Origin of the sequence: Sphingomonas sp. AP4-R1, assembly GCF_013113735.1 — a bacterium.
Classification (GTDB): Bacteria; Pseudomonadota; Alphaproteobacteria; order Sphingomonadales; family Sphingomonadaceae; genus Sphingomonas_I.
This window is the reverse complement of the sequence record NZ_CP053346.1, coordinates 3,988,602-4,012,537: the sequence shown is the minus strand read 5'-3', so window position 1 is coordinate 4,012,537 and position 23,936 is coordinate 3,988,602. Positions and strand designations below refer to the sequence as shown.

The window sequence follows — 23,936 nt, the reverse complement described above, 5'->3', positions numbered from 1 at the left end:
TTGGGATAAGCTGTTGCGGTGGCGTGGCGCGCGCCGCTATGCGCGGACGCTCATGATCTCCGCTCCGCTCAAAGCCCTGATCTATTTCTTCGCTGCGATCGGCCGCAGCGTGATCGGCCTGATGGCCGGGATCGGTCGTGCCGCCGCCTTCACGGGCAAAATCATCGTGCGCGGCCTGACGCCGCCTTATTATCCGGCGCGCTTCGCCGAGCAGATCGCGCATATCGGCTGGTTCTCGCTGCCGGTGGTGGGGCTGACCGCCATCTTCACCGGCGCGGCACTGGCGCAGCAGATCTATACGGCCGGCTCGCGCTTCTCCGCCCAGTCGACCGTGCCCGCCGTCGTCGTGATCGGCATCGTGCGCGAGCTGGGGCCGGTGCTGGTGGGGCTGATGGTGGCGGGGCGCGTCTCCTCCGCCATGGCCGCCGAGATCGGCACGATGCGCGTGACCGAGCAGTTGGACGCGCTCGCGACGCTGCGCACCGACGCCTATCGCTATCTGATGGCGCCGCGCCTGTTCGCCGCCGTGATCGCGCTGCCCCTGATGGTGGTCGTCGCCAATGCGATCGGCATCTTCGGTGGCTGGCTGCTGGCGGTGCAGAAACTCGGCTTCAATTCGGCCAATTATCTCGCGGTCACGCGCCGTTTCGTCAGCTGGGACGATTTCCAGATGGCGTTGGTGAAGGCGGCGGTGTTCGGCTTCTTCATCGCGCTGATGGGCTGCTATCAGGGCTATCGCGCGGGGGGCGGCGCGGCCGGCGTCGGCAATGCCACGCGCACGGCGGTGGTGTCGGCCTTCATGCTGATCCTCGGCTCCAACTTCCTCATCACCGCGATGGTGTTCGGCTGATGGCCGACGCGAAGATCATCCTCGACGGGGTCTGCAAGGCCTTTGGCGGGCGGCGCGTGCTCGACGGGATGAACCTGTCGGTGGAGAAGGGCGAGAGCCTGGCGATCATCGGCCAGTCGGGCAGCGGCAAGTCCGTGACGCTCAAGTGCATCCTCGGCCTGATGCAGCCGGATGCCGGATCGATTCTGGTCGACGGCGAGGAGGTCGTCGGCGCGTCGGGGGCGAAGCTGGAGCGGATCCGCGCCAAATTCGGCATGCTCTTCCAGGGATCGGCCCTGTTCGATTCGATGCCGATCTGGCGCAACGTGACGTTCGCGCTGACGCACGGGCAGCGCAAGGACGGCGCGCGGATGCGGAAGATCGCCGAGGAGAATCTGGAGCGCGTGGGGCTCGATTCCAAGATCCTGGATCTGCGGCCGAGCGAGCTTTCGGGCGGCATGCAGAAGCGCGTGGCGCTGGCCCGCGCGATCGCGCCGCGCCCGGAGATCATCTTCTTCGACGAGCCGACGACGGGCCTCGATCCGATCCGCGCCGACGTGATCAACGATCTGATCGTCAGCCTCGTCGACGATCTGGGCGTGACCGCGCTGACGATCACGCACGACATGGCCTCCGCCCGCAAGATCGCGCACCGCGTGGCGATGCTCTATCAGGGCAAGATCATCTGGCGCGGACCGCGCGACCGGCTGTACGACAGCGGCAACCCCTATGTGGATCAGTTCGTTCAGGGGCGAGCCGAGGGGCCGATCACCTGAGATCACGCCCAGGCGGGAGAAGCAGTCATGATCGGACGGGACGTTCCCGATATCGTGTTCAAGACCCGCGTGCGCGACGAGACGGTGGAAGGGCCCAATCCCTTCCGCTGGCAGGATGTGGCGACGGGCGAGATCTTCGCCGGCAAGCGCATCGTCGTCTTCTCGCTACCCGGCGCCTTCACGCCCACCTGCTCGAACGAGCAATGCCCGGCCTATGAGCGGCTGCACGACCGGTTTCTCGCGCATGGCGTGACGGACATCTACTGCATCTCGGTCAACGACGCCTTCGTGATGTTCCAGTGGGGCAAGCATCTGGGCGTGACCAAGATCCGCCTGCTGCCGGATGGCTCGGCCGATTTCACGCGCCGCATGGGCATGCTGATCCGCAAGGATCATGTCGGCTTCGGCGAGCGATCGTGGCGCTATGCGATGATCGTCGACGACGGCAAGGTCACCGCCTGGTTCGAGGAGCCGGGCATCAACGACCAGGGTCTGGACGACGATCCGTATGGCGAGACCGCGCCCGAAAAGCTGCTCGCCTGGCTGGAAACGCATCCGGCCTGAGAAAATCGCCCGCGCCAGGCGATAGACCGCTTGAGAAGATGGGCTTTTCCCCTATCCGCCGATCCTGTTAGCGGGTGGGCATGACGGGAGGCGACATGCGGCGTTCTGGGGAAATGATGGTCGGGATCGCGCTGGCAGCCAGTCTGTCCGCGCCGGCGATCGCGCAGGAACGGCCCGTGCCTTACTGGGCGTCCGTGACGGCTGGGCAGGCGATGATGCGCTCCGGCCCCGATCGCTCCTATCCGGGCATCTGGCTCTACAAGAGGCGCGATCTGCCGGTGCGCGTCGTGCAGGTGCACGGCGCCTGGCGGCGCGTGCAGGACATGGACGGCGCGACCGGCTGGATGCTGGCGATCCTGCTCTCCGCCCGGCGCACCGCGATGGTCTCCGGCGGCTTCCACCCGATCCGGTCCGAACCGAGCCAGGATGCGCGGCTGCTGTGGCAGGCGGAATCGGGTGTGGTCGGCCGGATCACCAAATGCGACGGCAACTGGTGCCATATCGAGATCGGCGATCGGGCCGGCTGGATCGAGCAGAGCGGCCTCTGGGGCACGGATCCGGCGGAGCGGGTGGAGTAGAGGCCGAGCGCAAACCGCCGGCGATCCGCCGATCGGGACAAGAAAAAGGGCGCCGCGACCGAGGTCGCGACGCCCTTTTTCTTGCGTGCCGCACTTCCGGCGTTCGGGGCGGGGCCGAAGCCCCGCCCTCCACGGATCAGAAGGTGAAGCGAGCGCCGACGCGGACCGTGTAGAGCGACGATCCGTTGAACAGCACCAGCTGGTCGGCCAGGTTCTGCTGGGTGGTGGCACCCGAGTAGCGATACTGGGCGCAGCTGTTGCCGCCGCTGGCGACGCAAGCGACCTGAGCCACCGACTTCGAATAGGGGAAGGACGAACGCAGCGTCTGACCCCAATCGTGGTTCAGGATGTTCAGGAAGTTCTCGACGTCCGCGAACACGGAGATGCGCGAGCGACCGACGAAGGTCGGGATTTCCTGCTCCAGGTGAAGATCGATCTTCGTGAACCACTTCGAGTTGAACGCGTTACGCGGCGCAACCTTGCCGCGATACTTGCTCAGTCCGCTCGAGTTGATCAGGTTCTCGATCGCCGTCTGCGTCGCCGCATCCGCATAGATGACCTTCGGATCGTTCACAGTCGGCACGTAGAACAGGTAGCGGCTGTTGGAGCCCACCGTGCCGAACACGGTGCTGCGCGCCGAGTTGCAGCAGCTGCCGTCTTGGAACGTGTAGCTGTAGGGCGAGCCGATACGGGTCTGACCGAAGATGTCGAGACGCGTCTTGTAGTCCTGGAAGAAGGAATGCTCGAACGAGACGTTATACTTGAAGCTGTAACGGACTTCGTCGTTCGAGTGGCCATAGGCGCCGCCGTTCGGATCGAAATACGCGCCGTTGCCGTAGTTGGACGAAGCGACCGACGAGGTCAGAGCCTGCTGGTCCTTGGCATTCTGGTACGTGAAGCTCGCGCCGACATCGATACCGAAATCCCAGTGCTTGTTCATACGGGCGACGAACACCCACGAACGGCCCTTGCTGGTGTTGCCGAGGACATAATCGCCCTGGGTGTCGGAGCAGGCCGTCGTGTTGTTGTTGCAGACCACGTCGAAGTAACGCTGGCGGCCATCCGGGGTCAGAGCGCTCGTGCCGGTGATCGGCCGGTTGCGGAGATCCTGATACAGGAGGGCGTCACGCGTCTTCGAGAACAGCACGTCGCCGCCGAACACCCAGCCATCACCCAGCCGGCCGAAATCGGCCTTGTAGGTGGTCGACAAGGTCGCGCGCCACAGCGACGGCACCTTGAAGTTCTTGGCGAGGGCCGAGACGGCGCCTGCCGACGTCGCGGATGCGTTGCCGAGCGCGGCTACGCAGCCTGCCGGCAGGTTGGTGAGGCTCACGCCCCGCAGATTGGCGGCGCAAAGCGTCGACGTGTTCTGCGTCACGGTCGCCGGCTGCACGCCGCTCGCCGAGAAGCTGTTGCCGACATAGACGTCCGGCGTGCCGCCGCCGAAGATGCCGCCACCGCCGTGGAAGTTCAGGCGCGGCGTCGGCGTGTAATCGATGCCGAAGCGCGGCTGGAACAGCCCCTTGCCGTTGATGTAATAGGTGTTGGAGAAGCCTTCGCGCGCGATGAAGTTGTTATTCACTAGCGGGAAGGTGCTGCCCGCGAACATATCGTAGCGCGCACCGTAGGACACGGTCAGCTGCGGGCTGACCTTCCAGTCGTCCTGCAGACCGAACGTGTAGGTCTGGTAGCTGAACCGGGCGGCGGCGTCGTTCTGGTTGCCCGTCGTCGCATTGGTATAGCTGACGGTCTGGGCGATGCCGCGCTCGAACGCGTCGATCGTGTCGAAATAATAGGTGCCGCGCGCGCCGTTCACGAACAGGTTGTAGTTGTCGCTGTTCTGGCCATCGAGCAGCAGGCGGACGCGGTGGTTGCCGAAGGTGAAGCGCGTGACGAGCGAGGCTTCGAACGTCTTGACGCGAAGCACGTTGGCCTGCGCCGAACCCGGCGGGCCGACGAGGATCGAGCCGTTGTTCGAGGCGCACGACGTCGCGTTATTCTGCGTCACGCCGGGTGCGTTGGTGGTGTTGGTGAACGTGCCGGCGGCGATGCCCGCGGCGTCCGCGCTCTGGCTACAGATCGTGGCGCCGGCGGTGTTCGGATTCAGCGGGTTCTGGCCGCTCTTATAATCCTTGTAGAGGACGCGGGCTTCGGTCGAGACCGTCGACGACCAATCCGAGTTCAACTGGGCCACGCCTGCGAAGACGCGGTTCGGCTTGATATAGTCGTTCGAACCGGTCGGCAGGTTGCCCGTGCTGGTGCTGCCGAGCGTGAGGATCGAGTCCTTCGTGTAGATGCCGGTCAGGGCCAGACGCTGGCTGGGCGCGACGTTGAAGTCCAGGCGGCCGACGAGGCGGTCGTCCTTGTCGCCGTTGTTCGACTGGATGCCCTTGGTGTCGACGCCGTACACCGACTGGGCGGCGGCGGTGACGCGAGCGAGGCTCGCATCCGTGATGTTGAAGTTGTTCGGATAGGTCAGCGGCGTGCTGGCGCGGACGCGCTCGCCGGAGATCATGAAGAACACCTTGTCCTTCCAGATCGGACCCGACAGCGTCGCGCCGAAATCCTTGCTGGTGTAGTTCGGCACGGTCACCTTGCCGCGGGCATCGGTGCCGCCGGACGAGCCGACCAGGTAAGGCTTGGTGCGGTTGCCCTGCAGCTCATCCGAGCTGAACGTGTAGAAGCCGGTGCCGTGGAAATCGTTCGTACCGGACTTCAGCGTGGCGTTGATGACGCCGCCCTGGAAGAAGCCTTCGCGAATGTCGAACGGCGCAACCTTGGTTTCGAACTGGCCGATCGAGTCGAGCGGCACCGGGCCGCGACGCGACGGGAGCGCATCGGGGTTCAGGCCGAAGCTGTCCGTGATCGGCACGCCGTCGATCGTGAAGCGGTTGAAGCGCGGATTGACGCCCGCGAACGAAACCTGGCGGCCCGTGGACTGCGAGCTGTCGAGCGTGGCGAACGGATCGCGCTGCATCAGATCGCGGATGTCGCGGTTGACCGAGGCGATCTTGCTGATCTGGTTGGCGTTCAGCACGGTGGACGGCCCCATCGAGACGATGCGGGCGCCCTTCACACGGCTGGCGCTGACGACGATTTCCTGGCCGGCCTTGTCGAGCACGACCGGCAGCGAGAAGGCCTGACCGACGACGGTCGCGACGTCCGTGATCTGTGCCGACGAATAACCGTCAGCGTTCACCGCAACGGTGAACGGGCCGCCCGGACGCAGGCCGGAGACGGAAAAGCCGCCGTCGCCCTTCGACACCGTCGTCGAGATCGTGCCCGACGGGACGTGCGTGATCGTGACCGTGGCGCCCGCAACCGGGCCGCTCTCGGACGTCACCGAGCCCTGGATCGTAGACGTCGTCTCCTGTGCGTAGACCGCACTGGTGGCGAGCGCGGCAACCGCGCAGCCGACGAACAAATTCCTCATGTAACTGAATCCCCCTTGAACTTGGTCTGCGGGGCGCATGTCAGTCACCGATGACGAAACGATGACGGCCCGGCCCCCCAAGCGCCTGAATGGAAACTTTCTAAAACGGGCGGTGCGGCGCTGCAACAAATGAGGTCCGGACCGGACCCGTTCATCGTCCAGCAATGTCATGTTTTTGTCATATGTTGCGCAATCGCCTCACCAAAGTGTCACACGGGCGCGTCGATCATGCGGCTTGCGGGAACATTTTCCAGCGGGCACGGCTATGCGAATCATGGTTGTGATCGCGAGCTACAATATCCGCAAAGCCATCGGCGCCGACCGGCGGCGCAGGCCGGAGCGCATCCTGGAGGTGCTGGCCGAGATCGATGCGGATATCGTCGTGCTGCAGGAAGCCGACCGCCGCTTCGGCGAGCGGGAGGCGGCGATCCCCTTCCACATGCTGGCCGAGCATGGCCATTACCGCCCCGTGCCGATCGCGCGGCGGCAGGCGAGCATGGGCTGGCATGGCAATGCGATTCTCGTGCGCGAGGGCAAGGTGGAGATCGAAGCGTGCGACGCGCTGACGATCCCGATGCTGGAGCCGCGCGGCGCGGTGTGCGCGGATCTCCGGATCAGGGGGCATCGGCTGCGCGTGGTGGGGATGCATCTCGATCTGTCCGGCCTGTGGCGGCGGAGGCAGGCGCAGGCGATCCTGTCGCAGGTGGCGAATCCGGCGGACGGCGCGCCGATCGTGATGTGCGGCGATCTCAACGAATGGCGCCCGCGCCAGGGCTGTCTGCAGGATTTCGGCCTGCATCACGACAATGTGCCGCTGGGGCATACCTTCCCGGCGCGGCGTCCGGTGGGCAAGCTGGACCGGATGTTCGTGGGGGGCGGCGTACGCGTGGAGGAAGCGGGGGTGCACAGTTCGCTGACGGCGCGCACGGCCTCCGATCATCTGCCGATCTGGGCGCGGCTCAGGATCTGAGCTTGCCTCCACACCGTTTGTGCTGAGCGGATCGTAGCACCGTATTTCTTCAGCTCGACGATCGAAGAAGAACAGGCCCTTTCGGCTGCCTGCCAATGCAGGCGCTCAGGACAGGCTTCGACAAGCTCGGGGCGAACGGTTTATGGGCAAATCATGAGCGACCGTTTTGCCTCGATCCACGCCCAGGGCTTCGTGCGGGTGGCGGCCGCGACGCCGACCGCTTCGGCGGGCGACGTTTCCGCCAATGTCGCCGCGATCCTCGATCTGGCGCGGCATGGCGATGCCGAGGCGGTGGACCTGATCGTCTATCCGGAATTGTGCGTCTCTTCCTACGCAATCGACGACCTGCATCTGCAGGACGCGCTGCTGGATGCGGTGGAGGCGGGCATCGCTTGCATCGTCGAGGCGAGCGCCGGGCTGAAGCCGGTACTGCTCGTCGGCGCACCGGTCCGTCGCAACGGGCGGCTCTATAATACAGCGATCGCCATCGCGCGCGGCAGCATCCTCGGCATCGTGCCGAAGAGCTATCTGCCCAATTATCGCGAATATTATGAGAAGCGCTGGTTCGCGCCGGGCGTGGCCGTCGCCGGGCTGGAAATGACGCTGGCGGGGCAGGTGGCGCCGTTCGGCACGGACCTGATCTTCGCGGCGGAGGACCTGCCCGACTTCGTCTTCCATGCCGAGATCTGCGAGGATTATTGGGCGCCGATCCCGCCTTCGTCGCGCGGGGCGCTCGCGGGGGCGCTGATCCTGTGCAACCTCTCCGCCTCGAACATCGTCGTCGGCAAGGAGCGCGAGCGCGACCTCTATGGCGCGTCGCAGTCGGCGCGGACGTCTTCGGCTTATGTCTATTCGGCGTCGGGATCGGGCGAGAGCACGACCGATCTGGCATGGGACGGGCAGGCGATGATCCACGAACTGGGCTATCAACTGGCCCGCTCGGCGCGCTTCGATCCGTCGCCCGCGCTGACGATCGCGGATGTGGATGTCGGCAGGCTGCGGCAGGCGCGGATGCGCTTCGGTACGTTCAACGATTGCGCGCGCGCCGAGGGAGATCCCGAGACGGCGTTCCGGCGCGTGACCTTCGCGCACCAGCCCGACTTCGCCGATGTCGGGCTGCGGCGTGACGTGGCGCGCTTCCCGTTCGTGCCCGCCGATCCGGCGCGGCTGGACGAGGATTGCTACGAGGCGTTCAACATCCAGGTGGCAGGCCTCGCCAAAAGGATCGAATCCACCGGTGCGCGCACGCTTGTGATCGGCGTATCGGGCGGGCTCGATTCCACGCACGCGCTGATCGTCGCGGCCAAGGCGTGCGACCGGCTGGGTCGACCGCGCGATACGATCCTGGGCTTCACGATGCCGGGCTTCGGCACGAGCGACGCCACCTATGACAATGCGTGGGCGCTGATGAACGCGCTGGGCATCACCGGCGGCGAGATCGACATCAAGCCCGCCTCGCAGCAGATGCTCACCGACATCGGCCATCCTTATGGTCGCGGTGAGCCCGTCTATGACGTGACGTTCGAGAATGTGCAGGCGGGGCTGCGCACCGATTATCTGTTCCGCCTCGCCAATGATCGCGCGGGTTTCGTGATCGGCACGGGCGATCTGTCCGAGCTGGCGCTGGGCTGGTGCACCTATGGCGTGGGCGACCAGATGAGCCATTATGCCGTGAATGCCGGCGTGCCGAAGACGCTGATCCAGTTCCTGATCCGCTGGAGCGTGAAGACCGGCCAGTTCGATCCCGCGACGGACCGCGTGCTGGAGGCGATCCTCGGCACGGAGATTTCGCCCGAACTGATCCCGGCCGATGCGAGCGGCGCGATCCAGAGTACGCAATCGCGCATCGGCCCCTATGAGCTGCACGATTTCTTCCTGCATTATACGGTGCGCCACGGCCTCGCGCCGACCAAGATCGCGTTTCTGGCGTGGCACGCATGGAAGGACGCGCAGGCTGGGCTGTGGCCGATCGGCTTCCCGGAGGAGGACCGCAACGCCTACGATCTCGCCACGATCACGCGCTGGCTGGAGGAATTCCTGAAGCGCTTCTTCCAGACGAGCCAGTTCAAGCGATCGGCCATTCCCAACGGGCCGAAGGTGTCGGCGGGGGGGAGCCTTTCGCCGCGAGGGGACTGGCGCGCTCCGTCCGATGGCGTGGCGGCGTTGTGGCTGGATCAGTTGCGGTCGATTTGAGGCGGGGGGGTGGCTTTCGACCCGTTTACGGTCATTCAAAGTTTGTCCGATAATAGCCCGGCCAGCATGTTTCTCCGCTTTGTTATCTCGGAAATCGATCTAGGGTCCGGCAAGCGGCAAGGCGTCTTCCATGCGGGCGACGCATTGATGAGCAATAATGACCTTTCACATCGTGCCGCAGCAACGCTTCAAGACACGTTCGATTGGTTCAACGCCAATCTTCCACATCCTAATCGCTTTTCGCTGTCGGGGCGATCAAACCGCAAGGCTCAGGCGATAAGCTGGTTTCGGTCGACGGCCGTGGACCACATCGCGAGGATGCGCGACTACACTCGGGTTCTCGGCGAGAATGGAATTCAGACCGAGGTGTTGAAGACGCGCAGACCCGGTTACATCATCTACGAAGATGATTATCAGGTGGTGGCATATCCGTTTGCAGATACTTCTTGTTGATTGCTATGACCGCTCACCACCCATAGCGGTTATCTACATAACCCCGTCACCCCGGCCTTGAGCCGGGGTCCCGCCATCTTTGTCATGGCCAGAAAAACAAGAAGCGGGATCCCGGCTCAAGGCCGGGATGACGATCAAATATATGGCAGCTAGTTTATCATAATGGGGCGGCTTCTACCGCCCCGCCGGCATCAGCAGGAACCCGTCGTAAAGCAGCCGTCCCACATCGGCGAGGACGCGGTTGCGCTTCGCCGGATCCGCCACGCCATATTCGAACAGCGCGACCACCAGATGATGGCCGTTGGGCAGGGTCAGCACGCCGACATCGTCGGAGATGCCGGCGAGCGTGCCGGTCTTGTGCGCCCACGGCGTCTCCGGCGGCAGAAGGGCGGCCACGCGGGGCTTGCCGGTCTTGCAGCGGGCCATGATGTCGAACAGCAATTTCGTGTGATCGGCTGACAGCAACTGCCCCCGATGGAGCTTCGCCAGCAGGGCCGCCATCGCCAGCGGGGTGGAGCTGTCGCGCGGATCGGCATCGAAGGCAGGGTTGGGTGGCCAGATCTCGTCGTCCGTCTTCCACGGCTCGACCGGGGAAAATTGGGCGAGCGATTGCGCGTCGGTGAGGCCCGGCGTCATCGGCTTGTTGCCGTCGTCGAGGATCAGGCGCGCGATCGTGCGATCGGCGCGCTGGCCCTCGATGCCGGATGCCTTCAGCCATGCCGTGACCGCCTCGGGGCCGCCGACCGCGCGTATCAGCAGATCGGCGGCGGTATTGTCGCTGACGGTCAGCATCAGTTCGAGCAGGTTGAGCGTGGAGAGGGCGACGCCGGGGTGGGGCAATGTCTCGGTGATGCCCTCCGATCGCGCGCGCATCGCCTCGTCGAGCGGGATCATCTCGTCGAGGCTGTGTTTCCCCTGTTCGACCTGATGGAGAAAGGTGGCGGCGACCGCGATCTTCACCGTGCTGGCCATCGGGAAGCGCTCGTCGCCCGCGAACGAGAGCGTGGCGCCGCTTTCCAGATCGATCGCGGCGACGCCGAGATGGCCGGGCGCAAGCGGCGCGAAGCGGGCGATGGCCTGCTTCAGGGGCTCGGTGGGAGAGGGGGCGGGTTTGGCGAGCGCCGGCGTCGTGGCGAGCAGGCAGAGTGCGAACAGGCTGGTGCGCATGATGTCCCCCGATCGAGGGGCGAAGCTGGCATGGAGCAGATCACGCCGCAACGGCCGAACAGACCGTCATCCCAAACGTTTTTCCAAATCCATGAGATGCGCCGTTTGGAGGGGATCGCCCAAAGTCTTCCGTTTGTGCTGAGCTTGTCGAAGCACCGTCCTTGTTAGACGGCAGGGAGAAAGAAGAACGGCACCCTTCGGCTGCCTGCCAAGGCAGGCGCTCAGGGCAGGCTTCGACAGGCTCAGTGCGAACGGAGATTCGGGACATGGATCCTGAAACAAGTTCAGGGTGACAGGAGGAGGCGGCTTCAGTCCCGCTCGCTTTTCAGCGGCCTTGCCAGCAAGGCCTCGATCGCCTGCGTCACGGTCCAGTCGCCCGCGATCAGCGCGGCCACCGCCTCCGCGATCGGCATCTCGACGCCCACGGCCTTGGCCGCCTGCGCCAGGACGGGCGCGGTAAAGGCTCCCTCCGCGATCGTGCGGCGATCGGTGAGCAGGCTCGCCGCGCTCTGGCCCTGCCCGATCCCAAGCCCGAGCGAGAAATTGCGCGATTGCTCGGACGTGCAGGTCAGCACGACGTCACCCATGCCGGCGAGGCCCGCCAGCGTCTCGGGCCGGGCGCCGCGCGCGATGCCGAAGCGCGTCATCTCGGCGAAGCCGCGCGCGATCAGCGCCGCGCGCGCGTTGCGACCGAGCCCCGCACCCTCGACGATGCCGCAGGCGATGGCGAGGACGTTCTTCACCGCGCCGCCGATCTCGGCGCCGATCAGATCGGTCGAGCGATAGGGACGGAAGGAGGGCAGAGCGAGCCGCTCCGCCAGCGCCGCGCCCAAGGCTTCGTCCGGGCAGGCCAGCGTGACGGCGGTGGGCAGGCCGGCGGCGACCTCGCTCGCGAAGGTGGGGCCGGAGAGCGCCGCGATCGGCGCATCGGGGCAGGTTTCTGTGGCCGCGTCGGACATCAAGGCCATCGTCCGCGCCTCGATCCCCTTCGAGCAGAGCAGCAAGGGCGTGGAGCCGACGGGCGCGGCCTTCAGGATCACGCGCATGTGCTGGGCGGGCGTCACCACCAGAAGGGCGTCGCAGCCGTCCAGCTCGGCGATATGCGCGGTGGCGCGGATATCCTGCGAGAGCGGAATGCCGGGGAGGAAGGCGCTGTTCTCGTGCAGTTCGTTGATCGCGTCCGCCACGTCGGGCTCGAACGCCCAGAGCGTGACGGGGCCGTTCTGCGCCGCCACCTGTGCCAGCGCGGTGCCCCATGCGCCCGCGCCGATCACACCGATATGCTTCATGCCTTCACTCCGGCGCCACGCGCTTTTTCTGCGGAAGGGTCGAGCGGCCAGCGCGCGCGCGCCGCCACATCGAGCCTGTCATCCCAGCCCAACGCATGACGCTCGATCCCGGCCCAGGCGATCATCGCGGCATTGTCGGTGCAGAGCCAGCCGGGCGGCGCGAAGAAGGGCAGGCCATTGTCCGCCGCCAGCCGCTCCAGCGCGGCGCGGATCGCGCGATTGGCCGCCACGCCGCCAGCCACGACAAGCGCATTGGGCGAGTCCATCCGGCGAAGACCGCGCGCCGTGCGATCGATCAGGCAATCGATCACGGCCTGCGTGAAGGAGGCGGCGATATCCTCGGGCCGGTGGATGCCCGCGTCACGCGCGCGCAGCACGGCGCTCTTGAGGCCGGCGAAGGAGAAATGCGGCTCGGGCGAGCCGAGCAGGGGGCGGGGCAGCGGCACGGCGAAAGGATCGCCCAGGAGCGCGGCCTTCTCCACCGCCGGGCCGCCGGGGAAGCCGAGCCCGAGCAGCTTGGCGGTCTTGTCGAAGGCCTCGCCCGCCGCATCGTCGATCGTGGTCGCCAGCCGCCGGTAATCGCCGGGGCCGCGCACCTCCAGCAACTGGCAATGGCCACCCGAGACGAGCAGCAACGCATAGGGAAAAGCGAGATCGGGATCGGCCAGCCGGGGCGACAGCGCATGCCCCTCCAGATGGTTGATCGCGACCAGTGGCTTGCCGGTGGACAAAGCCAGCGCCTTGCCGGTGACGAGGCCCACCATCACGCCGCCGATCAGGCCCGGCCCGGCGGTCGCGGCGATCGCGTCCATGTCGGAGAGTTTGGCCCCGGCCTCGGCCAGCACGGCTTCCACCAGCGGGATCAGCCGCTCGACATGCGCGCGCGCGGCGATCTCCGGCACCACGCCGCCATAAGGCGCGTGCTGGTCCTCCTGCGTGGCGATGCGTTGCGCGAGGACGCGGCGCTGATCGTCGACGATCGCCGCCGCCGTTTCGTCGCAGGAGGATTCGAGGCCGAGAACGAGCATGCGCGCCGCATAGAAGCTGATCGCGCGCGGGGGAAGCATCGGGGCTCCGAGGGCCCGATCCGCTTTTCCGTCACGCCGTTACATTCGTTTACTCGGAGGTTCGGGCGGGTCGGGTCAGAGGCTTCCCAGCGGACGGGGCAACCCGGTCGCATCAAGGAGTTGAGTGAAGTGTTTGATGTACGGAACGGTCCGGCACGCCCCAATATGATGCCTTTCGCACTCTGCGGTGGCTTCGCGATGTGGATGCTGGAAATCGCCGCCCGACATCTGATCTGACCCGGTCGCAAGACCGGACCTCATGGTCGGGGGCTCTGCATCTCCCACCCCGCGTAGTCCCCGGCCAACCCTTTCCGCCCTCACCGGCACCAGCATTGCCCAGCGCGGTACGCGGCGATGCTTTCCTTCCACCCGGTCGCGTCAGGCGTTCCGGTCAGGCCAGCTCCACCGGGCTGACTTCGTAGGCGGCGGCGCGCAACTCGGCGATCAGGCGATCGAGATGCGCCTGATTGCGCGTCTCGCATTCCACATCCAGGCTCAGGCCCTTCGCCGGCAGATTGGTGAAGATGCGCTGGTGCGACAGCTCCAGGATGTTCACGCCTTCCTGATCGAAGATCCGCGCCACGTTGAACAGCGCGCCCGGCCGATCCTGCAGGCGGATCCGCAGCCGGGCGAGCCGGCCCGAGCGCGCCAGATCGCGCAGCAGCACATTGGCGAGCAGGCGCGTGTCGACATTGCCGCCGGTGAGGACGAGGCCGACCGTCTTGCCGGCGAATTTTTCCTTGTGCGCGAGCAGAGCGGCAAGGCCCGCCGCGCCCGCACCCTCCACCACCGTCTTCTCGATCTGCAGCAGCAGCGAGAGCGCGCGCTCCATGTCGCGTTCGGAGACGAGGACGATATCGTCCACCTTGTCGCGCACGATCTCGGAGGTCAGCGTGCCGGGCTGGGCGACGGCGATGCCCTCGGCCAGCGTGTCCCCGCCCACGGGCAGGTGGCCGCCGTTGATGCGGTTGATCATCGACGGATAAAGCTCGGCCTGCACGCCGATCACGTCGATCGCGTGATCGGAGGCCTTGGCGACCGTCGAGCAGCCAGAGATCAGCCCGCCGCCGCCGATCGGCACGACGAGGCAGTCGATCGTCGGGATTTCCTCCAGCATCTCCAGCGCGACCGTGCCCTGACCGGCGATGATGTGCGGATCGTCGAACGGATGGACGAAGGTCAGCAACTGCTCGGCCTCGACCAGCCGCGCATGGGCATAGGCCTCGTCGAAGCTCTCGCCGTGGAGGATCACCGTCGCGCCGTGATTTTCGGTCTGCTGCACCTTCACGGTCGGGGTGGGCTTGGGCATCACGATCGTGACCGGGATGCCGAGCCGGCGGCCATGATAGGCGAGGCCCTGCGCGTGATTGCCGGCGGACGCCGCCACCACGCCGCGGGCACGCGCCGCCTCGTCCAGCTGGAGCAGTTTGTTCAGCGCGCCGCGCTCCTTGTAGGCGGCGGTGAACTGGAGATTTTCGAACTTCAGATAGACGGTCGCGCCCGTCAGCTCCGAAAGCGTGCGGCTGAGCAGGGTCGGCGTGCGCACGATCGAGGGCTGGACGCGCATCGCCGCCGCCCGAATATCCTCCATCGACACCAGGGGGGCGGGGAGAGGGTCGGATTTCTGCAGCGTAGCCATTGTCGGGCCCTACAGGCTCTTTCGGGTGATTTGAACCCTGATGCGCGACGAAGGACGCTGGCGCCCGGCTCCGGCCCGCTTTATGCGCTCTGTCCATGGCCAAGATCGCATATATCGGCCTCGGCGTGATGGGTGGGCCGATGGCGCGCCACCTCCTCGCCAAGGGCCACGACGTCACCGTCTACAACCGTACCGCCGAGAAGGCCGAGCAATGGGTCGCCGCCAACGGCGGTCGCTCGGCGCCGACTCCGGCGGCCGCCGCCGAGGGCGCGGATGCGGTGTTCAGCTGCGTCGGCGCGGATGCCGATCTGGAAGACGTCACGCTGGGCGAGGCCGGCGCCTTCGCGGCGATGCGCGAGGGCGCGTTGTTCGTGGACCACACGACCGTCTCCGCCAGGATCGCGCGGCGGCTGGCCGGGGAAGGCGAGGCGCGCGGCCTGCTGGTGATCGACGCGCCGGTGTCGGGCGGGCAGGCGGGGGCCGAGAAGGGCGCGCTTTCGATCATGTGCGGCGGCACGATCGAGGCGCTGGCCAAGGCGCATCCGCTGATGGAGGCCTATGCCGCGCGGATCGTCCATTGCGGCAGCGCGGGCGCGGGCCAGCAGACCAAGATGGCGAACCAGATCTGCATCGCGGGCGTGCTGCAGGGCCTGTCCGAGGCGCTGCGCTTCTCGCAGGCGTCGGGTCTGGATACGGACAAGGTGTTCGAGGCGATTTCGGGTGGAGCCGCCGCCAGCTGGCAGATGCAGAATCGCTGGGCGACGATGGCCGCCGACAGCTTCGACTTCGGTTTCGCGGTGGACTGGATGCGCAAGGATCTCGGCCTCGCGCTCGAGGAAGCGCGCGGCAATGGTGCGACGCTGCCGCTCGCAGCACTCGTCGATCAATTCTATGCCGAGGTGCAGGCGATGGGCGGCGGCCGTCAGGACACGAGCAGCCTCGTCCGCAGGCTGGGGCGGTGAGCCGAGCCTTCCGGGCGTCGCTCCTTGCGGCCGCGACCTTGGTGGCGGCCGTCGCATTCCCGGCCGACGCGAAAAAGAAGGCGCCACCACCGCCCGAAATTCCGCTGACCGAACAGGGGCTGGTGGATAACGTCAACGGCTATACGCTGGACGACAAGGGCGCGATCGTCCGCTTCACCGGGCTGCTGATCAATCGCCAGGGCAAGGTCGCGCGCCTGCTGAAGAAGGAGGATGCGCGCCCGCAGCGCCCCGATTTCAAGCTGGACGGGCAGGGCCACACCTTGCTGCCCGGGCTGATCGACGCGCATGGCCATGTGCAGGGGCTGGGCGATTCCGCGCTCAGCCTCGATCTCTCCGCCACGAAGAGCCTGTCCGAGGCGCAGGCCAAGCTGGCGGCCTATGCGCCGGCCCATACCGGATCGGCGTGGATCCGCGGCGGGGGCTGGAATCAGGAAGCGTGGAAGCTCGGCCGTTTCCCGACCGCGGCCGATCTCGATGCGGTGGTGCGCGATCGCCCGATCCTGCTGGAGCGGATCGACGGCCATGCCGTCTGGGCGAACGGCGCGGCGATGGAGGCGGCGGGAATCACCTCCAAAACCAAGGACCCCGCCGGCGGCCGGATCGAGCGCGATGCGAAGGGCAACCCCACCGGCCTGTTCGTGGATGCGGCGCGGGCGCTGGTGGAGCGCGCCGCACCCGCGCGCCTGCCCCGCGAACGCGATCAGGCCTTCGCCGCCGCGCAGGACATCCTCCTCTCCGACGGCATCACCGCGACGTGCGACATGGGCACGAGCATCGAGGATTGGGAGGCGATGCGCCGGGCGGGCGATGCCGGCCGGCTGCGGCTGCGCGTGATCAGCTATGCCTATGGGATCGATCCCCTGCTGGCGGTGGCCGGCACCGGGCCGACGCCGTGGCTCTATGACGGGCGGCTGCGGATGGTGGGCGTGAAGCTGTTCGCAGACGGCGCGCTGGGATCGCGCGGCGCGGCGCTGAAGCAGCCTTATGCCGATGCGCCGGGGCAGAATGGCGCGTTGTTCAACGATGACGCCAAGCTCAAGAATCTGATGAGCCGGGCGGCGATGGACGATTTCCAGGTGGCGGTGCACGCCATCGGCGATGCGGCCAATGCCGAGGTGCTGGATGCGATCAACGAACTGTCCGAGACCTACAAGGGCGATCGGCGCTGGCGGATCGAGCATGCCCAGATCGTGGACGTGAAGGATCTGCCGCGCTTCGCCCAGCACGGCACGATCGCCTCGATGCAGCCGAGCCATGCCACTTCCGATCACAAGATGGCGGTGGCGCGGCTGGGGCCGGACCGGCTGGCCGGGGCCTATGCCTGGAAGACGATGCTGGACGAAAAGGTGCCGCTCGCCTTCGGATCGGACTATCCGGTCGAGAGCCCCAATCCGTTTCCGGGCCTGGCCGATGCCGTGACCCGCCAGGATGCGGCGGGCGACCCGCCCGGCGGCTGGCTACCCGAGCAGAAGCTGACCTTCCAGCAGGCCTTCGCCGCCTTCACCACCGGCGCGGCCTTTGCCGCCAAGGCGGAGGACCGGATCGGCAGCCTGGAGCCCGGCCATTATGCCGACTTCATCTTCGTCGACCGCGACCCCTTCGTCGTGGATCCGCAGGCGCTGCGCGAGACGAAGGTGACGGAGACCTGGGTCGGCGGGCACCGCGCCTGGGTTCGCAAGAACTGACGGAGCGCCCCGCGCGCTCTTGTATCGAGCGCGGTGGCGTCGCTTAACCTTCAGCCGGCATATTTGACCGTGCAGCCATAGGCCCGGCTCTCGGTGACGGCGACCTTGCGGCCGGCCTTCATGTCGCCGAGCGCGGCCAGCACCATATTCCGGGCAGAGGCGATATCGGCCGGGTTGGCGGTCGGCTTGTCGTCGATCCCGCCCTGATAGGCGAGGCGGCCGGCCGGATCGATCACATACATGTGTGGTGTCGTCTTGGCGGCGTACAGGTGGCCGACCTTGCCCTCGGGATCGAGCAGATAGGCGTTCGGGCTCGCCTTCTGGGCCTTCACGAAGGCGGCGGCCTCGGTGCCGTTCATATGGCCCTGCTTGCCGGGCGCGCCGGAATTGATCGTGAGCCAGACGACGCCCTGCGCCCCGGCGGCGCGCTGCGTCTTCTGCATGTTGCCGCTGCCATAATGCTTCTGCACGAAGGGGCAGCCGGGATTGTTCCATTCCAGCACCACCGTCTTGCCCTTGAAGGCGGCGAGGGTGACGGGCTTGCCGGCGGCATCGGCGAGCGTGAAGTCGGGCGCAAGCGCGCCGATCGGGACTTCGGCGGTGGCGGAGGTGACGGCGGGAGCGGCGATCGCCAGCATGGCGAGGCCGAGGATCGGAGTACGCATCGCAAGCTCTCCTCTCTTCTGGTCCCGCCGACTCGTCAGGCGGGCAGGGCCGCCAGCATGCCGGGTGTCAGCACCTGCGGCAATTCCCTGGGTTCGCCGCCGCCGGCCGGATACCAGAGATAGAAGGGCACGCCCGAGCGGCCGTGGGCGGAGAGGAAGCGGCTGATCGCGGGATCGCCGTTGGTCCAGTCGCCGACCATCACCGCCACCTTTTTCGCGGCGAAGGCCTGCGCCACTTCGGGGCGCTCGATCGCGACCTTCTCGTTGACCTTGCAGGTCAGGCACCAGTCGGCCGTGAAGTAGAGCAACACCGGACGCCCCTCGGCGCGCAGCGCGGCGAGACGGGGTTCGCCGAACGGCTCGTGCCCGGCCTCCGCCACCGTCGCGGCGGCGGGTGCGGTGTGCGGCATCACGGCGGCGATGGCACCTGCGATCAGCAGCGCCGGGACGAGCGGCCACCAGGCGCCGGTCTTGAACGCGGCCTGCCGCCGCCCGACCCACCACAGGCCGAAGACGAACACCAGAGCCGCCGCCAGCGCCGCCGCCATGCCGTCCACGCCCGCCTGCCGCCCGGCGATCCAGGCGAGGCCGAGGGCCGTCAGGAACATCGGGATGGAGAGGATGCGCCGCAGCCGGTCCATCCACGCGCCGGGCTTGGGCAGGCGATTGCGGAGCGCGGGCACGAAACCCAGCAGCAGGAAGGGGAGCGCCAGACCGAAGCCCAGCCCGGCGAAAACGGCGATCGCGGCGGGGGCGGGCAGCAGCACCGCCGTGCCGAGCGCGACGCCGAGGAAGGGGCCGGCGCAGGGAGTCGCGACGAAGGCGGCGAGCGCGCCGGTCCAGAAGGCGCCCGCCTTGCCGCCCTTGGCGGCGAGCGAGTCTCCGCCGGTGATGGCGGGCAGCTCGAACAGGCCGGCGAGGTTGAAGGCGATCGCGCTGACCAGCACCAGCAGCGCCAGGATCACGCGCACGTCCTGCAGCTGGAACGCCCAGCCCGCCAGCTGGCCGAGACCGCGCAGCACCAGCAGGATCGCGCCGAGCGCCACGCAGACCGCGACGACCCCGATTGTGTAGGCCACAGCCTCGCCGCGCGCATCCGCCTCCGATTTGCCCGAGCGGGCGAGGCTCAGCGCCTTCAGGCTCAGGATCGGGAAGACGCAGGGCATGATGTTGAGCAGCAGTCCGCCGAGGATCGCGCCGCCCAGCGCCACCAACGTGGCGACGATCACGCTCTGGTCGCGTCCCTCGCTCGCCCCGACCGCCGTGGCGGCGGCGACCGTGCCGGGGGTGGCGGTGAAGGCCACGCCGCCCTGCGGGCCGAGACGCAATACGCCCTCGACCGATCCGGGCTTCGCGCCGTCCTTCGCGGTCGCCTCGACCACCAGCCGATCGCCCTCGCGCGTCACGGATTGGGGCGCCGAATAATCGACGACCTTGTCGGTCAGCGGGAAGAAATAGGGCTTGTCGGTCGCGGCGGCGGCGGGAAGCGGGATCTCCAGCCGGAAGCTCTTGCCCGCAATCTGGAAATGGGCGGGGCTGCCGAGCGGGCGGGGCAATGCCGCGCGCCAATGATCGAAGCGCGCCGCCTCGGCGGGATCGACATGGCCGTCGCCCACCGTCAGCGTGATGGTCAGCGTCTTGGTTTCGGGAACGCAGACGGACGGGTTGCAGGCGAGCCAGTCCAGCTTGGCCTCGATCGGCAGCGTCGTGCCGGGCGCGATCCCCTTCGGCACATCGAGCGTGACGAGCATCGCATAATCATGCTCGTACACATAGTTCATGATGCCCGCGATCATCAGCGTCTCGGGCACCGGATATTGCAGCGGACCGAAGGCGAGGCGCTTGTCCGCCTTCCAGTCGACGAGCGTTTCCATGCCCGCGTCGCCCGGATTCTTCCAATAGCCGTGCCAGGTGGCGTCCGGCTTCATCGCGAAGGCCAGCGTGATGCGGGAGCCGGGAGCGGGCGTGGCGCTCTCGGCGACGAGCGTGGGCGTGATGTGATTGGTGGTCCCGAGCGCCTCCGCGCAGAGCGGCGCGGCGGAGACGAGGGCCAGGAGGGCGAGCAGAGCGCGGATCATGTCTGCGCCTCTAGCATGAGCGGGGCGGAGAGCGCGATGGCGAGGCGGGCTTTGCGGGCGCTGCGGAATGCGGGCTTTTCTTGACGGCCGAAAAGGAAAAGACGGGGCGGTGACACGAACGGCAGCAGGTCAGCGCCGGTCGCAGGCCTCGTAGATGCTGCGATTGCAGGCATCGACCTGCGCGCGCCAGCGGGCGAGCCGGCGCTGATAATCCGCCCGCGCATCGTCATAATCGGCGCGGGCATTGTCGTAATCGACGCGCGCATCGTCGGAGCCGTGACGATCGCGTTTCGTGGTGGCGCTGAGCGCCTGCTTGTTGAGCTGTTCGGTGCGGAGGCGGTCGAGCCGGTGCGCCTCATCCTCCACGGCCTGCGCGGAGGCGGCGACAGGAAAAAGCGCGAGCAGGGCGACGAGCCGGAGCATGCGGAGACTGTGTCCGGCGGCGGATTGCCGGGCGCTGAACGGGCGGCGCGGGAGGAGCGGGGGGCTGGCTCCATGAGGCGACGGTTTTTGGGGACGGGCGTTCGAGTGGCGCCGATTCAGGCCGGCGGGCGATCGTACCAGTCGTCGGGTTTCGGCATGTCCGTATCGGCGCGCGCGCCACGCTGCCGGCGGATCAGCGCGAAGGCCGCGCCGCTCAGCAGGATCGCGAGGACGAGGTGGATCGGGCCGAACTGGACGGGGAAGGCGAGGCCGACCTTGTTCAGCACGCGCAGCCCCACGAGGATGAACGCGATGGTGAGGCACAGGCCGATCGCCACCGCGAGCGAAAAGGCCGCCCACATCCTCCAGCGCGCGGGCATCAGCATCGCCGCACCCAGCATCACCAGCGCGACGACGAACGCCGTCAGCAGATTGGTGCCGAGGCTGGCGGTGAATTCCTCGACGATCAGGGACGGATCAATCATCGCGGCGCTTCCTTTCCGGCCTCGTCCGATCAGTCAAGGTTCGGGCGCAGCCAGCGCTCGGCCGTGGCCAGATCGACGCCGCGCCGCGCCGCATAATCCTCCACCTGATCCTGCCCGATCCGTGCGACGCCGAAATACTGGCTGTCGGGGTGGCCGAAATAGAAGCCGGAGACGGCCGCCGTCGGCAGCATCGCGAAGCTCTCGGTGAGCGAGATGCCGGTCGCGTGGTGCGCGTCCAGCATCTTGAACAGGGTCGGCTTGAGGCTGTGATCGGGGCAGGCGGGATAGCCCGGCGCGGGGCGGATGCCGCGATACTGCTCCTTGATCAGCGCCTCGTTGGTCAGCTGCTCGCCCTCGGCATAGCCCCAGAGCGCGGAGCGGACATAATGGTGGAGCCGCTCGGCAAAGGCCTCGGCCAGGCGATCCGCCAGCGCCTTCAGCAGGATGTCCGAATAATCGTCGATCGCGGCGCGGAAGCGGGCGAGGTGCGGTTCGATGCCGTGGATCGAGACGGCGAAGCCGCCGATCCAGTCGCCGTCATGGCTGATGAAATCGGCCAGGCACATGCTGGCGCGGCCCTCGCGCTTGGCGATCTGCTGGCGCAGGAAGGGCAGCTTCACATGGCTCTCGTCGGGCATGTGGACGATCACGTCGTCGCCTTCGCGGCGGCAGGGCCAGAGGCCGCAGACGCCCTTAGCGACCAGCCAGCGATCCTCGATGACCTTGTCGAGCATCTTCTGCGCGTCGGCATAAAGCGAGCGCGCGCTTTCGCCCACGATCTCATCCTCGAGGATCGCCGGAAAGTTGCCCGCCAGTTCCCACGCGCGGAAGAAAGGCGTCCAATCGATATATTGGCGCAGATCCTTCAGATCCCAATCCTCGAACACATGCACGCCGGGCATGCGCGGGCGGCCGGGCTTCAGGCTCTCGTCGAGCGTGAAGCTGTTGTCGCGCGCCTGCTGCAGCGTGAGCAGGGCGTTCTGCGGCTTGCCTTCGCGCGCGATGCGGACGGCTTCATAGTCCTCGGCGGTCTTGAGGACGAACGCGTCGCGCTGCGTGTCGCTCATCAACGTCGAGGCGACGCCGACCGCGCGGCTGGCGTCCAGAACATGGACGACCGGCCCCGTATATTTCGGCGCGATGCGGAGCGCGGTGTGGACCTTCGAGGTGGTGGCGCCGCCGATCAGCAGCGGCATCGTCATCGACGAGCGCTGCATCTCCTCGGCCACCGTCACCATCTCGTCGAGCGAGGGGGTGATCAGGCCGGACAGGCCGATCATGTCGGCGTCATTCTCGTTCGCGGCCTTCAGGATGTCGGGCCAGGGGACCATCACGCCGAGATCGATCACGTCATAGCCGTTGCACTGGAGCACGACGCCGACGATGTTCTTGCCGATATCGTGCACGTCGCCCTTCACGGTCGCCATGATGACGCGGCCCTTGGCGCGCGCGCCCTCCTGCTTCTCCGCCTCGATATAGGGGAGGAGGTGGGCAACGGCCTTCTTCATCACGCGCGCCGACTTCACCACCTGCGGCAGGAACATCTTGCCCGAGCCGAACAGGTCGCCGACGACGTTCATCCCGTCCATCAGCGGGCCTTCGATCACCTCGATCGGGCGGCCGCCGCGATCGAAGATCTGCTGGCGGGCCTCCTCGGTATCGGCCACGACATGCGCGTCGATGCCTTTCACCAGCGCATGTTCGAGGCGCTTCACCACATCCCAGCCGCGCCATTCCTCGGCGGCCTTCTCCGCCACGGCATCGGTGCCGCGGAAGCTCTCGGCCAAAGCGACGAGGCGCTCGCCGGCATCGGGATCGCGATTGAGGATCACATCCTCGCACGCCTCGCGCAGCTTGGGATCGATCTGGTCGTAGACGTCGAGCTGGCCGGCATTGACGATGCCCATGTCCATGCCCGCCGGAATGGCGTGGTAGAGGAACACCGAGTGCATCGCGCGGCGCACCGGTTCATTGCCGCGGAACGAGAAGCTCAGGTTCGAGAGACCGCCCGAAATGTGGACGTGCGGGCAGCGGGCGCGGATCTCGCGCGTGGCCTCGATGAAGTCGACGCCGTAATTGTTATGCTCCTCGATGCCCGTCGCCACGGCGAACACGTTGGGATCGAAGATGATGTCCTCCGGCGGGAAACCGATGCCCATCAGGAGCTTGTAGGCGCGCTCGCAGATCTCGATCTTGCGCTCCTTGGTGTCGGCCTGGCCGGTCTCGTCGAAGGCCATGACGACGACGGCGGCGCCGTAATTCATCACCTTGCGGGCATATTTGAGGAATTCGGCCTCGCCCTCCTTCATGCTGATCGAGTTCACGATCGGCTTGCCCGAGACGCACTTCAGCCCCGCCTCGATCACGCTCCACTTCGAGCTGTCGATCATCACCGGCACGCGCGCGATATCCGGCTCGGCGGCGATGAGCTTCAGATAGGTGGTCATCGCATGGTGCGCGTCGAGCAGGCCCTCGTCCATGTTGACGTCGATCACCTGCGCGCCATTCTCCACCTGCGCGCGGGCGACATCGATGGCCTTGGTGTAATCGCCGGCCATGATGAGCTTCTTGAACGCCGCGGAGCCCGTGACGTTGGTGCGCTCGCCGATATTGACGAAGGTGGCGCGGGAGACGGTGGTGTCGGTCATTCTGTTCTCGC

Annotated in this window: 19 protein-coding genes; 9 read left to right on the top strand and 10 right to left on the bottom strand. The window is 67.0% G+C overall.

The genetic code is table 11. From position 1 onward, the window contains the following. Window positions 1-52: 52 nt before the first annotated feature. The 4 genes from HL653_RS18300 to HL653_RS18285 all read left to right on the top strand — a co-directional run bounded on the left by HL653_RS18300 (window position 53) and on the right by HL653_RS18285 (window position 2,747). Window positions 53-850, top strand: coding sequence for an ABC transporter permease (locus HL653_RS18300; RefSeq protein WP_171747096.1), 798 nt, complete (start codon window positions 53-55; stop codon window positions 848-850). Beyond that, the gene (locus HL653_RS18295; protein ID WP_171745779.1) at window positions 850-1,605 is read left to right on the top strand and encodes an ABC transporter ATP-binding protein; all 756 of its coding nucleotides are present in this window, start codon (window positions 850-852) and stop codon (window positions 1,603-1,605) included. The genes HL653_RS18300 and HL653_RS18295 overlap by 1 nt, the downstream gene beginning before the upstream one ends. Before the next feature lie 27 nt (window positions 1,606-1,632). After that, window positions 1,633-2,169 (top strand): peroxiredoxin, encoded by a 537-nt coding sequence (locus HL653_RS18290; protein WP_171745778.1) that lies wholly within the window; start codon window positions 1,633-1,635, stop codon window positions 2,167-2,169. 95 nt (window positions 2,170-2,264) lie between these two features. Next, a complete protein-coding gene (locus tag HL653_RS18285) occupies window positions 2,265-2,747 on the top strand; it encodes an SH3 domain-containing protein (RefSeq protein WP_171745777.1) in 483 nt (160 codons plus the stop codon). A 136-nt stretch (window positions 2,748-2,883) separates the two neighbouring features. Here HL653_RS18285 and HL653_RS18280 read toward each other — a convergent pair whose 3' ends face one another. Continuing rightward, entirely contained in the window at window positions 2,884-6,180 is a 3,297-nt protein-coding gene (locus HL653_RS18280) for a carboxypeptidase regulatory-like domain-containing protein (protein ID WP_171745776.1), read from the bottom strand. A 265-nt stretch (window positions 6,181-6,445) separates the two neighbouring features. Between HL653_RS18280 and HL653_RS18275 the strand changes: the two genes are divergently transcribed. The 3 genes from HL653_RS18275 to HL653_RS18265 all read left to right on the top strand — a co-directional run bounded on the left by HL653_RS18275 (window position 6,446) and on the right by HL653_RS18265 (window position 9,796). Beyond that, window positions 6,446-7,150 carry an endonuclease/exonuclease/phosphatase family protein gene (locus HL653_RS18275; RefSeq protein WP_253717044.1) on the top strand — a complete coding sequence of 235 codons (705 nt, stop codon included), beginning with the start codon at window positions 6,446-6,448 and terminating at the stop codon, window positions 7,148-7,150. Between the two features lie 153 nt (window positions 7,151-7,303). Beyond that, window positions 7,304-9,343 carry an NAD(+) synthase gene (locus HL653_RS18270; RefSeq protein WP_171745775.1) on the top strand — a complete coding sequence of 680 codons (2,040 nt, stop codon included), beginning with the start codon at window positions 7,304-7,306 and terminating at the stop codon, window positions 9,341-9,343. A 9-nt stretch (window positions 9,344-9,352) separates the two neighbouring features. Beyond that, complete coding sequence (locus HL653_RS18265) at window positions 9,353-9,796, top strand: hypothetical protein (protein WP_171745774.1); 444 nt, start codon at window positions 9,353-9,355, stop codon at window positions 9,794-9,796. 174 nt (window positions 9,797-9,970) lie between these two features. On the opposite strand, the gene bla is transcribed toward HL653_RS18265, so the two are convergent. The 4 genes from bla to HL653_RS18245 form a co-directional block, all read right to left on the bottom strand. Then, window positions 9,971-10,963, bottom strand: a complete 993-nt coding sequence (gene bla, locus HL653_RS18260) for a class A beta-lactamase (RefSeq protein WP_171745773.1) — start codon at window positions 10,961-10,963, stop codon at window positions 9,971-9,973. Between the two features lie 308 nt (window positions 10,964-11,271). Then, a complete protein-coding gene (locus HL653_RS18255) occupies window positions 11,272-12,252 on the bottom strand; it encodes an NAD(P)H-dependent glycerol-3-phosphate dehydrogenase (protein ID WP_171745772.1) in 981 nt (326 codons plus the stop codon). Further along, window positions 12,249-13,280 carry a tRNA (adenosine(37)-N6)-threonylcarbamoyltransferase complex transferase subunit TsaD gene (gene tsaD, locus HL653_RS18250; RefSeq protein ID WP_171747094.1) on the bottom strand — a complete coding sequence of 344 codons (1,032 nt, stop codon included), beginning with the start codon at window positions 13,278-13,280 and terminating at the stop codon, window positions 12,249-12,251. Before tsaD ends, HL653_RS18255 begins: the two co-directional genes overlap by 4 nt. Before the next feature lie 430 nt (window positions 13,281-13,710). Then, complete coding sequence (locus HL653_RS18245) at window positions 13,711-14,958, bottom strand: threonine ammonia-lyase (RefSeq protein WP_171745771.1); 1,248 nt, start codon at window positions 14,956-14,958, stop codon at window positions 13,711-13,713. A 95-nt stretch (window positions 14,959-15,053) separates the two neighbouring features. Here HL653_RS18245 and HL653_RS18240 point away from each other — a divergent pair, with 95 nt between their 5' ends. Both HL653_RS18240 and HL653_RS18235 read left to right on the top strand, forming a co-directional pair. After that, on the top strand, window positions 15,054-15,920 hold the full coding sequence (locus HL653_RS18240; RefSeq protein WP_171745770.1) for an NAD(P)-dependent oxidoreductase: 867 nt from the start codon (window positions 15,054-15,056) through the stop codon (window positions 15,918-15,920). Next, window positions 15,917-17,626 carry an amidohydrolase gene (locus HL653_RS18235; protein WP_171745769.1) on the top strand — a complete coding sequence of 570 codons (1,710 nt, stop codon included), beginning with the start codon at window positions 15,917-15,919 and terminating at the stop codon, window positions 17,624-17,626. Before HL653_RS18240 ends, HL653_RS18235 begins: the two co-directional genes overlap by 4 nt. A gap of 50 nt (window positions 17,627-17,676) precedes the next feature. Here HL653_RS18235 and HL653_RS18230 read toward each other — a convergent pair whose 3' ends face one another. From HL653_RS18230 to metH, 5 genes are all read right to left on the bottom strand, one after another. Continuing rightward, window positions 17,677-18,291, bottom strand: coding sequence for a redoxin domain-containing protein (locus HL653_RS18230; RefSeq protein WP_171745768.1), 615 nt, complete (start codon window positions 18,289-18,291; stop codon window positions 17,677-17,679). 35 nt (window positions 18,292-18,326) lie between these two features. Beyond that, window positions 18,327-20,369 (bottom strand): protein-disulfide reductase DsbD, encoded by a 2,043-nt coding sequence (locus HL653_RS18225; RefSeq protein ID WP_171745767.1) that lies wholly within the window; start codon window positions 20,367-20,369, stop codon window positions 18,327-18,329. A 129-nt stretch (window positions 20,370-20,498) separates the two neighbouring features. Continuing rightward, window positions 20,499-20,792, bottom strand: coding sequence for a hypothetical protein (locus tag HL653_RS18220; protein WP_171745766.1), 294 nt, complete (start codon window positions 20,790-20,792; stop codon window positions 20,499-20,501). 116 nt (window positions 20,793-20,908) lie between these two features. Beyond that, window positions 20,909-21,277: a hypothetical protein gene (locus HL653_RS18215; RefSeq protein ID WP_171745765.1), complete on the bottom strand. Its 369-nt coding sequence runs from the start codon at window positions 21,275-21,277 to the stop codon at window positions 20,909-20,911. Window positions 21,278-21,306: 29 nt separating this feature from the next. Beyond that, on the bottom strand, window positions 21,307-23,925 hold the full coding sequence (gene metH / locus HL653_RS18210; RefSeq protein WP_171745764.1) for a methionine synthase: 2,619 nt from the start codon (window positions 23,923-23,925) through the stop codon (window positions 21,307-21,309). Window positions 23,926-23,936 lie beyond the last annotated feature (11 nt).

Coding starts and splice junctions, on each gene's coding strand:
- HL653_RS18280 (WP_171745776.1), bottom strand. CDS start 6,180: ATGAGGAATTTGTTCGTCGGCTGCGCGGTTGCCGCGCTCGCCACCAGT.
- HL653_RS18220 (WP_171745766.1), bottom strand. CDS start 20,792: ATGCTCCGGCTCGTCGCCCTGCTCGCGCTTTTTCCTGTCGCCGCCTCC.
- HL653_RS18240 (WP_171745770.1), top strand. CDS start 15,054: ATGGCCAAGATCGCATATATCGGCCTCGGCGTGATGGGTGGGCCGATG.
- HL653_RS18300 (WP_171747096.1), top strand. CDS start 53: ATGATCTCCGCTCCGCTCAAAGCCCTGATCTATTTCTTCGCTGCGATC.
- HL653_RS18270 (WP_171745775.1), top strand. CDS start 7,304: ATGAGCGACCGTTTTGCCTCGATCCACGCCCAGGGCTTCGTGCGGGTG.
- HL653_RS18285 (WP_171745777.1), top strand. CDS start 2,265: ATGCGGCGTTCTGGGGAAATGATGGTCGGGATCGCGCTGGCAGCCAGT.
- HL653_RS18295 (WP_171745779.1), top strand. CDS start 850: ATGGCCGACGCGAAGATCATCCTCGACGGGGTCTGCAAGGCCTTTGGC.
- HL653_RS18215 (WP_171745765.1), bottom strand. CDS start 21,277: ATGATTGATCCGTCCCTGATCGTCGAGGAATTCACCGCCAGCCTCGGC.
- HL653_RS18290 (WP_171745778.1), top strand. CDS start 1,633: ATGATCGGACGGGACGTTCCCGATATCGTGTTCAAGACCCGCGTGCGC.
- tsaD (WP_171747094.1), bottom strand. CDS start 13,280: ATGCTCGTTCTCGGCCTCGAATCCTCCTGCGACGAAACGGCGGCGGCG.
- HL653_RS18225 (WP_171745767.1), bottom strand. CDS start 20,369: ATGATCCGCGCTCTGCTCGCCCTCCTGGCCCTCGTCTCCGCCGCGCCG.
- HL653_RS18275 (WP_253717044.1), top strand. CDS start 6,446: ATGCGAATCATGGTTGTGATCGCGAGCTACAATATCCGCAAAGCCATC.
- metH (WP_171745764.1), bottom strand. CDS start 23,925: ATGACCGACACCACCGTCTCCCGCGCCACCTTCGTCAATATCGGCGAG.
- HL653_RS18255 (WP_171745772.1), bottom strand. CDS start 12,252: ATGAAGCATATCGGTGTGATCGGCGCGGGCGCATGGGGCACCGCGCTG.
- HL653_RS18230 (WP_171745768.1), bottom strand. CDS start 18,291: ATGCGTACTCCGATCCTCGGCCTCGCCATGCTGGCGATCGCCGCTCCC.
- bla (WP_171745773.1), bottom strand. CDS start 10,963: ATGCGCACCAGCCTGTTCGCACTCTGCCTGCTCGCCACGACGCCGGCG.
- HL653_RS18245 (WP_171745771.1), bottom strand. CDS start 14,958: ATGGCTACGCTGCAGAAATCCGACCCTCTCCCCGCCCCCCTGGTGTCG.